Origin of the sequence: Paenibacillus sp. LBL, from assembly GCF_029893715.1 — a bacterium.
Classification (GTDB): domain Bacteria; phylum Bacillota; class Bacilli; order Paenibacillales; family Paenibacillaceae; genus Paenibacillus_AQ; species Paenibacillus_AQ glucanolyticus.
This window is the reverse complement of record NZ_JARXYU010000005.1, coordinates 251214-263521: the sequence shown is the minus strand read 5'-3', so window position 1 is coordinate 263521 and position 12308 is coordinate 251214. Positions and strand designations below refer to the sequence as shown.

Annotated in this window: 12 protein-coding genes; 10 read left to right on the top strand and 2 right to left on the bottom strand. The window is 49.3% G+C overall.

The window, feature by feature from the left end; all coding sequences use genetic code 11:
* Positions 1 to 117: 117 nt before the first annotated feature.
* The 3 genes from M2277_RS14530 to M2277_RS14520 are packed head-to-tail and all read left to right on the top strand — an operon-like array spanning position 118 to position 2253.
* Entirely contained in the window at positions 118 to 831 is a 714-nt protein-coding gene (locus M2277_RS14530; protein WP_006209787.1) for a glycosyltransferase family 2 protein, read from the top strand.
* An 11-nt stretch (positions 832 to 842) separates the two neighbouring features.
* The gene (locus M2277_RS14525) at positions 843 to 2072 is read left to right on the top strand and encodes a glycosyltransferase family 4 protein (protein ID WP_280755035.1); all 1230 of its coding nucleotides are present in this window, start codon (positions 843 to 845) and stop codon (positions 2070 to 2072) included.
* 16 nt (positions 2073 to 2088) lie between these two features.
* Positions 2089 to 2253: a hypothetical protein gene (locus tag M2277_RS14520; RefSeq protein WP_160163988.1), complete on the top strand. Its 165-nt coding sequence runs from the start codon at positions 2089 to 2091 to the stop codon at positions 2251 to 2253.
* A gap of 94 nt (positions 2254 to 2347) precedes the next feature.
* Here the strand turns inward: M2277_RS14520 and M2277_RS14515 are convergent, their stop codons facing one another.
* A complete protein-coding gene (locus tag M2277_RS14515; protein ID WP_006209789.1) occupies positions 2348 to 2974 on the bottom strand; it encodes a DUF1796 family putative cysteine peptidase in 627 nt (208 codons plus the stop codon).
* 192 nt (positions 2975 to 3166) lie between these two features.
* On the opposite strand from M2277_RS14515, the gene M2277_RS14510 reads away from it, so the two are divergent.
* Positions 3167 to 3502: a hypothetical protein gene (locus tag M2277_RS14510; RefSeq protein WP_280755034.1), complete on the top strand. Its 336-nt coding sequence runs from the start codon at positions 3167 to 3169 to the stop codon at positions 3500 to 3502.
* 16 nt (positions 3503 to 3518) lie between these two features.
* Complete coding sequence (locus tag M2277_RS14505) at positions 3519 to 4586, top strand: glycosyltransferase family 4 protein (RefSeq protein ID WP_280755033.1); 1068 nt, start codon at positions 3519 to 3521, stop codon at positions 4584 to 4586.
* Between the two features lie 106 nt (positions 4587 to 4692).
* Here M2277_RS14505 and M2277_RS14500 read toward each other — a convergent pair whose 3' ends face one another.
* Positions 4693 to 5610 (bottom strand): NAD-dependent epimerase/dehydratase family protein, encoded by a 918-nt coding sequence (locus M2277_RS14500; RefSeq protein ID WP_280755032.1) that lies wholly within the window; start codon positions 5608 to 5610, stop codon positions 4693 to 4695.
* Between the two features lie 177 nt (positions 5611 to 5787).
* On the opposite strand from M2277_RS14500, the gene M2277_RS14495 reads away from it, so the two are divergent.
* From M2277_RS14495 to M2277_RS14475, 5 genes are all read left to right on the top strand, one after another.
* On the top strand, positions 5788 to 7713 hold the full coding sequence (locus M2277_RS14495; protein WP_148247535.1) for an LTA synthase family protein: 1926 nt from the start codon (positions 5788 to 5790) through the stop codon (positions 7711 to 7713).
* A 201-nt stretch (positions 7714 to 7914) separates the two neighbouring features.
* Positions 7915 to 8910 (top strand): biotin synthase BioB, encoded by a 996-nt coding sequence (bioB, locus tag M2277_RS14490; protein WP_063479300.1) that lies wholly within the window; start codon positions 7915 to 7917, stop codon positions 8908 to 8910.
* Between the two features lie 117 nt (positions 8911 to 9027).
* A complete protein-coding gene (locus M2277_RS14485; protein WP_036638162.1) occupies positions 9028 to 9417 on the top strand; it encodes a rhodanese-like domain-containing protein in 390 nt (129 codons plus the stop codon).
* A 282-nt stretch (positions 9418 to 9699) separates the two neighbouring features.
* Positions 9700 to 10950: a DHH family phosphoesterase gene (locus M2277_RS14480; protein WP_036638163.1), complete on the top strand. Its 1251-nt coding sequence runs from the start codon at positions 9700 to 9702 to the stop codon at positions 10948 to 10950.
* 80 nt (positions 10951 to 11030) lie between these two features.
* Positions 11031 to 12194, top strand: coding sequence for a cell wall-binding repeat-containing protein (locus M2277_RS14475; RefSeq protein ID WP_280755062.1), 1164 nt, complete (start codon positions 11031 to 11033; stop codon positions 12192 to 12194).
* The last annotated feature ends 114 nt before the right edge of the window (positions 12195 to 12308 follow it).

The following is a 12308-nucleotide window of genomic DNA, read 5'->3' as shown; positions in this document are numbered from 1 at the left end:
GGTCAAATGTCAGGGGACAGGGGTCCGTGCGGAATGCGTAAACAATGCATATGGTGTACTAACCCATGATGTGTATTGAGATCACATATCAAGATAGGCAGAAGGAGGAGACAGGGGATGATGCCGACGGTTACGATAGTCATACCTTTCTATAACTGCCAGTATATACAGCAAGCTTTGGAAAGTGCGGTACAACAAACGTACCCTGCTGTGGAAATCATTGTGGTGGATGATGGGTCAACGCAATATTCCAATCTGATCGCACCCTATAAGAACAGAATCTACTATATGGGCAAGAGTAATGGCGGTACAGCCAGCGCATTGAATCATGCCATTTTGCATGCTTCGGGCCAATATATCGCCTGGCTCAGTTCAGACGATCGTTTTGTTCCTCAGAAGATTGAAAGACAGATGGCGTTTATGCTGAGCAGGGGTCTCGACATCAGTTTCACTGGTTTCTCAGTCATTAATGAGCACAATCGAGTGACAAGACCGTACGAAGGGATTCCAATGGCGAACAATGCGGATTTGGCCCGTCAACTGGTCTATTCCAATCCGATTAATGGATGCACTGTCATTATGAAGAAAGACTGGCTTCACAGGGTAGGGCTGTTCAATGCGCAGCTTCCCTACACACATGATTACGATCTCTGGATTCGGCTGTTGATGAACGGGGCTTCGTTCGGATTTCTGCCAGATATGCTTACGATGTACCGTGTGCATTCCCAGATGGGCACCATTCGGCATAAAGCAACGATTGCCCGGGAATATGAGATGGTAAAAAATAATTATCGTCACGTACTTGAGCACTTGGCTCAGCATGGCGGTTAATGGGGGATACCATGAAAATACTGCTAGCAACTCACTGGTTAATCCCTCATGTCGGCGGAGTATGGAACTTCATGGAGCAGCTCAAGAACCGTTTGGAACAATTAGGTCATGAAGTGGATCTGCTCGGTAACAGTCCGGATTACAAAAAAATCCATATTGTCAATCGGGGGAAGGAACTGGCCAAGGAAGCATTGCTTCCTATGCTGGAGTCAAAGCTTAACTCGCAAACGGCTCCGGGATTGAATCAGCATTATGCAATCCGCCATTACGAGCTTGAGCGTTATTGCATGGAGCTGGCTGCTGCTTATTTCGGGCTGCAGCAGTACGATATTATCCATACGCAGGATAGCTTCTCGACACGTTCCTTGGGCCGGGTGAAACCGGGGCGGACACCGCTCGTATCCCACGTACATGGCTCTGTGGCGCGAGAAATGATGGATCACTTCCGCAACAACCCCTCGAAAGGTGTCGATGAAAGAAGCCCGGCGTGGCGCTATTTTCCTGCGCTTGAATATCATGCTGCCATGTCTTCGGATCTGACCATTGCAGCCAACCATTGGTCCAAAAATATTCTCATGACCGATTGCGGTGTACCTGACCATCGAATTACGGTGTTTCAGTATGGGCTCGATGCTGCGGCCTTTCAAGCAAAATATAATGCCGGAACACCACTCCGGCGGCCGCCGGGCAAGAAGGTGATTATCTGTCCTGCCCGATTGGTATACGTGAAGGGGGTCCATGTCCTGCTCGATTCCCTGGCCGTTCTGAAGCAGATGCGAAGCGATTGGGTTTGCTGGATCGTCGGGGATGGCGGTATGCGGGGGCAACTGGAGGAGCAGACGGTAAGAGCCTCACTTCAGCATGACGTGTTTTTTCTTGGCGAGCACAACAATGTCCCCGGCTTACTGGCGCAAGCGGATATTTTTGCACACACTTGCATTCAGGATAACCAGCCCTTCTCGGTCATGGAAGCACAAATGGCAGGTCTGCCAAGCGTTGTATCCACGGCCGGAGGGTTGCCGGAAATGGTGACTCACGGTTACACAGGTTTGATCGCACCGGTTGGGGATGCGGTAAGTACGGCAAAACAGCTGAGTCTGCTGTTGGAGCGGGAGGATTACCGAAAATTTCTTGGTCAGAATGCGAAGGCATTCGCTCAAGATCATTGGTCCATGGATCTGATGGTCCAAAGGACGCTGAACGTATATCACGGTGCTATAGCTCAGAAATCATCTGTATGAAAAAGGGGGGGAGCCCATGAATCAGCAAGCATTTTCCGTGATGAGCGATTTGTACAACCGAATTTTTGTCAACCAGATCTCAAATCCGGAGATTCTGGTCGACTATGTGGTATGGAATCGGATTCTTCAATCGCTGCCGAAAGATTACAAGCTGCCCGATGAGCCCGTAACGTACATTTAAATCCTGATGTAAAATGGCAGGCCAAGGGATTATCTTGGCCTGCCATTTCGCTGTACTTGAGCTGGCTCGACATCCATATCGAAGTTTCGTTCATTTAGGTCAAATACATGCCTTGGAACAAATAGGTCCAGCGATAACGGTTGCTGATCCAGATATCAATGTCCGGCATTTTCACAGCACACACATGCTCTATGTTCCAGTCCGCCATTTCGATCTCTTTCACGGGCTCATGATTGACAGCAAGCACATGAAAAGGCCCGACACAGATCTGCTGCAGGGAATCTACCAGCTCCTTGATATCTTCATAGCTGGAATCGGTCCGAATAAAGAGGATTCGACCTCCGCTTTCCAGTGTCTGCAGAAATCTGGCGATCCTCCGATCATATTTTACCTTGATCTCAGGATAAGCTGCCAGATGGGGAGGGAAGTTGTTAACCACGTAAAAATCATGATTCAGATATAGATCGTACTCTCGATCCCATACATTGTACAGCTCATCATTGGCCTGGCTAACCGTGTGGAGGTTCGGATAAACCAGCATGCCTTGAAACCGGTTGCGAAGCATCCTTGAAATTTGGGGCAGCACCGGAGTGCCCATCCAATCGATTGGCCCGGCAAATTTGCGCAGCCCGTGTTCTCTTAGCTCAATGCCCGGCAAACAATTATTTCCCAGACTGAATATGGCATGATAGGGTCCTTTGATATCCTGCAGGCTCAACATCTATTGTCACCGTCCCTTTCTTTCGGATCACTTCCACATCCTATTAAATGCGAATCCGTAAGAAGCGGCTTGGACCGTGGGGTCAAGAAATACACAATTGGATGATCGTCACTATGGATATGCCCTTACCTGATCAGAAGTAGTTACATAACCTGATATTAATGATGCTGCAATTGCCTGGGAGGGAATGAAATGTCCATCTATCGTTTAGATGCAGTGGAGTACGGCCATATTGATGCACGATATATACAGTCCGTGGATCTCACGGTAACCAATGCAGGGGCAGAAGAATTTGATGTCCTTATTCACGGATATCACCTGTACGGGGTTTATTATGTTGGCCTCGTTCATGTCGGGGCAGGTTCGACGGTCTATGTGCCCAATATCACGAACCATAATACCGCATTCAGCCTGCTGCTCGTGACCAACATTAACTACACTCACTCCACGCTGATTACCGTCCATGCCAAGAACCAGGGACAGCTTGTAGCCGTCTACTCAAATTCTGATTTTCAAGCCATCGAATAATGGGGAGGGGTACGACATGAAGGTGCTGTTCGTCTACTACGTGCCAAGCGGGGGCGTTGAAACATTAAACAGACAGCGATGCCGTGCACTTCGACTTGCCGGGATCGAGGCGCATTGTCTGTATTATGCCTGGGGATCCGGCATGCAGAATGCCGCTGATTTCCCGATCTATGTAACCCGCAATGATATTGAAATCAAGCATATTCTGGATTCCAACGCCTTTGACGTCATTGTCGTGACAACAGATCATGCGAGCTTCCCGCGGCTTCGAATGCTGGGCTTCAAAGGGAAATTCGTGCTGGAAATCCAGGGTTATGGACCTAAGAGTGTTGCGCATGCGCAGCTTACACAGGCAGCGCCGTACGTCAACGAGCATGCCGCTGCGCTGCTGAATCCCAACACCCCTCATATTGCTGCGTTATTCCAGGAGCTGTATCCGCATAAGCCGCAGTTTAATTTCAACAATTGCTTTGACAGCCAGGAGTTCACGTACAGACCCTATCCAAGGTCTGCAAGCCCAATTATGGCATGGCTAGGGCGGATTGAGGATAACAAGAACTGGCGCGAATTTCTTCATATCGGTCATCAGCTTAAACAGCATGTACCGGATCTGCAAATGTGGATGTTCGAGGATATTCAACTCAGTCAGCCGCTAGAGCGTGAACAGTTTCTTGCACTCATCGAAGAGCTGGATCTGTCGGAGCGGTTAACTCTTCGATCCAACGTACCGCATGCCGAGATGCCCTACTATTATTCCGTCATTGGCGATTCCGGCGGATTTCTATGCTGCACCTCGAAGGTGGAAGGCGCGCCGTATTCGGTTCTTGAAGCGATGAGCTGCCGCTGTCCCGTGCTGACAACCGATTCGGATGGGGTATCGACATCGGTGTATCACAATTCGACAGGCAAGTTCTATGTGCTGGGAGATATTCAGCATGCTGTTGCCGAAGCGCTGGTGCTAATGAATGATCGTTCCCTGCGCGAACAGATTCGAAGTCATGCCAAGGGACACGTCGAACAGAATTTCAACCCGCATAGCTATGCGATCCATTTTGCGGGTCTGCTTCAATCGATTGGCATGTGATCCTTCAAGCCGCATGCGCCAAAAATGCACGAAAAACAGCCTAATTGCCCCTGCTTGCAAGGGAATTAGGCTGTTTTTCGTATGAATGCAAAAGTCGCTTGCTGCCCTAGGATGTACGCAGCCAGTGACGGTAGGTTTCTGCAATCCCTTGTTCCAGACTATATAACGGATTCCACGCCAAGAGCTCCCGGGTCCTGTCGTTGTTCAGGCAGCTGTGCAGAATGTCCCCGTTCTTTGCAGGCATATAATTTACATCGATAGGATCAGGATGCAGCCTGCCGATGACATCGACAAGCGTGTTGATGGTACGGCCGCTGCCAGTGCTTACATGGAGCACATGCTGATCGCCTTGATGGATGGAAGCGAGATTGGCTTCCACGACATCTTTTACATAAATGAAATCCCGGGTTTGCTCACCGTCGCCATAGATATGAAGGGGAATGCCTTGGCGAAGACGATTTCCAAATACCGCCACTACGCCGCCTTCACCCTTAGCGGTCTGGCCTGGACCGTAGACATTCCCAAACCGAAGGATGGTGTACTTCAGTCCGAAGAATTGGTGATAGAGACGAATATACTGTTCGCCTGTAATCTTCGATTGTGCGTAGAACGAGATGGGCGAGACCGGATCATCCTCTGTCAGTTGAGGTTTCTCCAAATCCCCGTATACGCCTGAAGTTGAAGCAAATACAATTTTACGTACGCCTGCCTTACGGCAAGCTTCAAGTATGTTTATGGTGCCCATGATATTGGCATCCGCATCCAGCGGAGGCTCTTTGATCGATCGCTGCACATCGGCCTGGGCCGCCAGATGAAATACGACGTCCGGTTTAAGCACGGAGATATACGCTGTTGTCTGCTGACTGTTCACGTCGGCCACATGCAAAATTGCCTCGCTATGAAGGCGACCTGGGTCTCCGGTTGTTAGATTATCAATAACATGGACCTCATAGCCTTGGTTCACGAGTCCATTCACCAGATGAGAGCCGATAAAGCCCGCTCCGCCGGTCACAACCATCTTCATGGATTATACCCTCCAGCCTTTTGATTGGGATGCTTTATCCTACGTGACACTGGGGGTTCATGCATTGGACAATTGACGGGGGTAGCCGAGGAATGGGCGGATTAGATTGGCGTTTACATTCCTGTTATAATGAAAGCTGTCAATTAACACTACATTTACAAAAAGAGGGAATGCAGCATGGAACGTAGCCTTGAGCGAAGGTTGAAGTTAAGTACACTCGTGTTTATAACGCTCTTATTGAAGCTGATCCTGCTAAGGGTATTTCTATTTAACGGGGTTGCCTGGGGGAAGGTGCTTACCGATGCGCTGTCAGTGCTGGCACTGATCAGCTTAGTGGAGCTGATTCTGCCGCTAAGAGGCAAGAAAACGGTATATATCGTCCTGAATGTGGTCCTGTCTTTCATGATGTTTGCTTCCGCTGTTTACAACGTTCACTTCGGTTCCATACCAACGTATACCGCGCTCGCGGGCATTGGTCAGGTGAACCAGGTAAGAGCCAGCATAACAGCGCTGCTTGAGCCGGAGCACTTTCTGTTCTTTCTGGATTTGGTCGTGCTCTTGATCATATGGGCGGTCAAAAAAGTCCGTTCACGTGCAAGAAGAGGACTTCATTTCGGTGGAGAACGTTCTTACTCGGCATTTTATGCTTCGCGGGGACTAGGTATGAAATGGCGACTTTCAATGGTCGCTGTCCTTATCATAGCGGTCGTGTTGTCCGGATTCATCATTCGAAAGGAATGGGGAATCGAGAATGAAATCGTTCGAGCAGAGCAAATGGGATTCATGAATTACCAGGTGTCCGCTGTTGTGCGGAACTCACAGGAGAATCGCGCGCTGGCGGAAGGGAACTTGCAGGATACTATACTGAGAGCCCAGCAGCTGCAAGCGACCTATCCATACGTTAAGCAGGTGAAGGACAAGCCGGATTATTTCGGTGCGGCCAAGGGTAAAAATCTGATCATCGTTCAGATGGAGTCTCTTCAGAACTTCCCGATTGGTCAATCTCTGAACGGGCAAGAGCTGACGCCGGTAATGAATCAGCTTGCCGATAGCGGCTTTTATTTCCCGCATGTCTTTCAGCAGATTGGACAAGGCAATACATCAGACGCCGAATTTGCAGTGAATACTTCGATTTATCCGACGGGTACGACGGCGATGTCTACCGGGTTCGGGAACAAGGAGCTGCCGGGACTGCCAAGGACCCTGAACGAGCATGGGTATGATACCGGCACTTTTCATGTGAATGACGTGAAGTTCTGGGATCGAAGCAAAATGTATCCGGCACTTGATTTTCAGCATTACTATGACAAGCCCTATTTCACGAATGATTATTATAATGAATTCGGGCCTTCGGATGAAGAGTTGTTCCGCGTAGGGGTCGAGAAGCTGCTGGAGAATGAGCAGCAGAACAAGCCGACCTATGCCCACTACATTACGGTGTCGAATCATTCTCCATACAACGTCAAGGATGAATTCGCGAAGATGACGCTGCCTGCAGAGCTGGAAGGAACTCATCTTGGCAATTACCTGAAGTCGGTGAACTACTCCGATTATGCGCTGGGAACGCTGGTTGACCGTCTGCAGCAAAATGGAGTGTGGGATGACACCGTGCTGGTTGTGTATGGGGATCACTTCGGTATCAATCCGGCTGAAGCGGATGCCAATCTCATTTCTTCAACGCTGGGTATTCCTTACCATGAGCGGGTCAGCCGGTTTAACATCCCGCTTATCATGCATGTTCCCGGCATGGATGAAGGTCAGGTCATAGATCAGGTAGGCGGACAAGTCGATATTCTGCCAACCGTGGCGAACCTGCTGGGCATATCGCTTGATCAAGAGGGCTTTACAGCCTTCGGGCAGGACTTGCTGAATGTAGATCGCAACGTGATTGGCATGCGTTACTATTTGCCAACGGGATCTTTCTTCAACAATGAGATCCTGTTTGTACCCGGGGATGGATTTGAGGATGGAACGGCGGTTTCTTTGAAAACGCTGGAGCCGGTTGCGGATATTACGCCTTACCGCAGCGATTATGATTATATTCTCCAATTAATGAAGCTGTCTGATGAGTATGTGAAGATGCTGCCTAAGCGGGCACCCTGATACGAATCAGAATGGATAACGAGGTAGAGGATTGTTTCATCAGCCCTGTGACGGGGCTGGCGAAGCAGTCCTTTTTTTACATGAGGAGAGGCTTCCATCTTGATTGTTGTGTTCCGGGATCTGTGATATTATTACTCATATTGTTAACCTATAATTAATAATTTTTGGTTGACAATGAAAACGGAGAGGGGACCTAATCATATGATTACTCAAATTCATCGTGATTGGCTGAAATTATCAGATCAAGTTATACAAGGGTACGAAGTAACTCCGGAGGAAGCACGGGCTATTCTGCAGAGCGAGGATCAGGAACTGTTGTCTGTTATGCAGGCTGCGTATCGCATCCGGCGGGAGTATTATGGCAATAAGGTTAAGCTGAATATGATTGTGAATGCCAAATCCGGTCTGTGCCCTGAAGATTGCGGGTACTGCTCCCAGTCCATCGTATCAGAAGCACCGATTGAAAAGTACGCATGGCTTACCAAAGAAAAGATTCTTGAAGGTGCCCGTGAATCGATTCGCCGAAAGGCCGGAACCTATTGCATCGTTGCTTCTGGGCGCCGCCCTTCCAACCGGGAGATTGAGCATGTCATTGAAGCGGTGAAGGAGATTACGCAGACGACCAGTCTGAAGGTCTGCTGCTGCCTGGGCTTTTTGAATGAGGTGCATGCTCAGAAGCTTGCGGATGCCGGGGTGCATCGATATAACCATAATCTGAATACTTCTAAAGATAACTATGAACATATTACAACCACGCATACATATGATGATCGACTGGACACGGTGAGGCAGGCAAGCACTTCCGGCATGTCCCCATGCTCCGGAGCCATTTTTGGAATGGGAGAGAGCCTGGAAGAACGGGTGGAAATTGCGTTTGCTCTAAAATCGGTCGGGGCGGATTCCATTCCGTGCAATTTTCTGAACGCAATCGACGGAACTCCCCTTGAAGGACGCAAGGAACTGACACCCATGATGTGTTTGAAGATTCTGGCTATGATGAGATTTGTTAATCCGACGAAGGAGATCCGGATCGCGGGCGGGCGCGAGGTCAATCTGCGCTCCTTGCAGCCGCTCGGTCTTTATGCAGCGAATTCCATATTCATTGGTGATTATTTGACGACAGAAGGGCAGGCTCATACGGCAGACTGGGGATTGATTGAAGACTTGGGTTTTGAAATAGAAGAGTGTGCATTGTAATCATGTATTGACTTTTATTCAGACAGCACATACTATATACCCGTGGGGGTAAGATTTTGTTTGGTTCACCCACCATGCATCAAGATGATGCACATGACTTTGATGGGGGAATGCTACGTGCTGATCGCATTAGCCGTCTTTATGGTTTTCCTATTCGTTCTATACTACCGGAGGTATGTACCTATAACAGGCTTGCGGTTCATGAAGTGCAGCGATCTTCGTCTTGCACAAAAGGAATGCCCTGAACTCAAATTGCTCGATGTTCGCGATGTGTCCGAGTTTATGGCAAATCCGTGGAAAGAGACCATTAACATCTCCCTTGGAAGACTGTCTTATGTTTGGGATCAGGAACTTAAACCAGATGATTCCGTAGTCATCGTAACACCGAAGCGCTCAGCTGGCTTTCTGGCGGCGCGCAAGCTCAAGAAGGCGGGTTTCACTTCAATATTCTATTTGCAGGAGGATTGCACGGCTTGCAATTCCCTGCAACGCGCCTCCATGAACTGAAAAAAATCCGATCGGCAGACCTCTTGCTGATCGGATTTTTTGTTATGCTGCGTAAGGAAAAGAGCATGAGGTTATGGCATCCAAAGGACCAAGACCTGTTCAACAGGCATAATCTCTTCTATATTCAAGAAGAAGTGGTGCTCTGTCCACTTCTTCTTTTTTTGTCCAATTCTGATGGTTCAGAACAGCAGCAGGGGGATAAAACGGAAGATTTTAGGGAATCGTAGGGGTGAAAAGGTATGTACCGCTTGTCCATTCCACCTTCTAGGGAGGAAATCACCTATGTATCATCTGTACAGCCATAATGATCTGGATGGCATCGGCTGCGGCATCATAGCCAAATGCGCCTTCGGCGAAGGAATTGATGTCCGATATAACACCATTCACGGATTGAATCAGCAAGTCGCAAGGTATTTAAACCGGACCTCCGTTCAGGAGCATCCGTACGACGTGCTGTTTATTACGGATTTATCGGTTGCTCCCGACATCGAGAAGGAATTAAACGTGTTTGTGGAAGAAGGAGGACAGGTTCAGCTTATCGATCACCATAAAACTGCCCTTCATTTGAATGATTACATATGGGGACAGGTGGTTGTGACGCATCGAGACGGCAGAGCGGCCTCGGCAACCTCATTATTTTATGAATATTTGATTGAGCATGGACATCTGAGCAGGAGCGAAGGGATGGATCAATTCGTGGAGCTTGTCCGGCTCTATGATACATGGGAATGGGAAGAACATCAGAAGATTCAGGCGAAACGGTTGAATGATCTGTTCTATATGCTGGCCGTTGATGAGTTTGAGAGCAAGATGATCCAGCGTCTTCGTGAATCGGAGGGCTTTTTCTTCGATGAATTTGAAGAGAAAATTCTGGACATGGAAGAGGATAAAATCGAGCGTTATATCCGCCGCAAGCAGCGTGAAATTATTCAAACCTTCGTTGATGAATACTGCGTAGGTATCGTATACGCCGAGTCCTATCATTCTGAGCTTGCCAGTGAGCTGGGATCCGTCTATCCTCATCTTGATTATATCGCCATATTGAATATGGGCGGGAGGAAAATGAGCCTGCGGACGATTCATGATCATGTGGATGTATCCGAAATTGCAATTCGGTACGGCGGCGGAGGTCATGCTAAAGCATCGGGATGCACAATAACGGAGGAAGTATATCAGCTGTTTGCGGCCGATCCGTTTGAACTTGAACCGATCCGTTTAGATGCCTCACGGAATCAGTTCAACATTAAAGGTACCGAGTCCGGTGTTCTGTACGAAAGCTGGGGCGAGGATATGCTGTTTGTATATGCCCGCGCAGGAGAATGGGTGGTGGAGTGGAACGGCGATCCGCTGCCGTTTACATTCCGTTCGTTTGACGAGGCAGAGCGGCACATGAAGCGCCAGTATGGTGTCTGGCTATCCCGGGACGATGTGTTTGTGAAGATGCTGAAAGAACAATGGATGCGGAACCGTTCCCATGAACGTCCTGGTTTGCCGCCGGATTTGGATGAAGAGAAGTTAATGGAAGATATGTGACCCCTAAATCCGCATGAAGGATAGCAGAGATGCATGCGTGTTACGTTGTGTGCAGACAGGAGGAATGTACGGTGAAGAAAATGATCGCCGGCTGGGCCCTTGCCCTTCTTACGGCAGGCATTCTCGCTTGGAGTCAGACTGTGAATCATTCGGAGCCCTCGATTCCATCCGCTGTTCACAGCAAAGAGCTGCTGAAGGATACCCCTGTGCCATGGTCAGCTACCAAGAATACCATCCGATTGAATACGTCGGATCCAGTAAGTGCGGCGGTACTGACCTCCAAAACGCTGTGGCTGTCCACGAATGAGCACAGTCGCCCGCAGAGCGTTATTCTGGTGGATTCGGCCCAGTGGCCCATAGCCGCTGTCAGTGCCGATCTGACTCAGTTGAGCCAGGGGCCGCTGTTGTTTGTGGAAGAGGAGGGGATTCCCAAGGAAACGCTGGAGGAGCTGCGCCGCTTGAAGCCAAGGGGAGCGGAGAATAACAAAGGGATTGACATTATCACGGTCGGCCCGATATCGGAAAAGGTTATGAAGGATCTGAACGGACTCGACTATAAGGTCGACCACATAGATGCAACGGAGCCGGCAGAAGCAGCAGCTGCGATTGACGAATACGCAGCAAAGGTAACGGGATCCGTTCCAACCTCCGTCATCATTGGATCGATGGAGCGCCCGAATTATACGCTGCCTGCGGTAAGCTGGATTGCGCATATGCCGGAGACACTACTGTTTGTCAGTGAGAAGGACGTGCCTGAAGATACGGTGAAGGCGCTTCAGAAGCGAAATGGGCAGGCACATATCTATATCATCGGCCCGGAGAAGGTGGTATCCCACAGCGTGGAGGGAAATCTCCGGCAATATGGCAACGTGATTCGAATCGCCGGGGATGATCCATACGAGAATGCCATTCACTTCGCACAGTACCATGATCCCGGAACGGGGTTCGGATGGGGGATACGCTCACCGGGCTACAGCCTCTCCTTCTCCATCCCGGATTCTCCTATCTTGTCCATTGCGGCTGCGCCATTGTCCCATATGGGTAAACATGCACCGCTGTTATATACGGAGCGTGACGGGGTTCCCCGTTCCATCGTGAAGTACGTAGAGTCAATACAGCAAGCGTATGACAATTCGCCAATGGAAGCACCCTATAATCATGCCTGGATTATTGGAGATGAGAAGACCCTGACGACCAAACTTCAGAGCGAGATCGATGAAATTCTGGAGAACGCTGCCCCATAGCGATTCCTTCCTTAAAGATGAATTCAGGGTATTCGGGGGCAACCGCGTTTGAAGGAATGCTTCATTCCGCAGCGTCCTTATAACACACAAAGGGGCCTCCCAGAGTCAAGTGAC

What these genes read in the sequence shown, in the direction of transcription:
- M2277_RS14530 (WP_006209787.1), top strand. Translation starts at nt 118, where the DNA reads ATGATGCCGACGGTTACGATAGTCATACCTTTCTATAACTGCCAGTAT.
- M2277_RS14525 (WP_280755035.1), top strand. Translation starts at nt 843, where the DNA reads ATGAAAATACTGCTAGCAACTCACTGGTTAATCCCTCATGTCGGCGGA.
- M2277_RS14520 (WP_160163988.1), top strand. Translation starts at nt 2,089, where the DNA reads ATGAATCAGCAAGCATTTTCCGTGATGAGCGATTTGTACAACCGAATT.
- M2277_RS14515 (WP_006209789.1), bottom strand. Translation starts at nt 2,974, where the DNA reads ATGTTGAGCCTGCAGGATATCAAAGGACCCTATCATGCCATATTCAGT.
- M2277_RS14510 (WP_280755034.1), top strand. Translation starts at nt 3,167, where the DNA reads ATGTCCATCTATCGTTTAGATGCAGTGGAGTACGGCCATATTGATGCA.
- M2277_RS14505 (WP_280755033.1), top strand. Translation starts at nt 3,519, where the DNA reads ATGAAGGTGCTGTTCGTCTACTACGTGCCAAGCGGGGGCGTTGAAACA.
- M2277_RS14500 (WP_280755032.1), bottom strand. Translation starts at nt 5,610, where the DNA reads ATGAAGATGGTTGTGACCGGCGGAGCGGGCTTTATCGGCTCTCATCTG.
- M2277_RS14495 (WP_148247535.1), top strand. Translation starts at nt 5,788, where the DNA reads ATGGAACGTAGCCTTGAGCGAAGGTTGAAGTTAAGTACACTCGTGTTT.
- bioB (WP_063479300.1), top strand. Translation starts at nt 7,915, where the DNA reads ATGATTACTCAAATTCATCGTGATTGGCTGAAATTATCAGATCAAGTT.
- M2277_RS14480 (WP_036638163.1), top strand. Translation starts at nt 9,700, where the DNA reads ATGTATCATCTGTACAGCCATAATGATCTGGATGGCATCGGCTGCGGC.
- M2277_RS14475 (WP_280755062.1), top strand. Translation starts at nt 11,031, where the DNA reads ATGATCGCCGGCTGGGCCCTTGCCCTTCTTACGGCAGGCATTCTCGCT.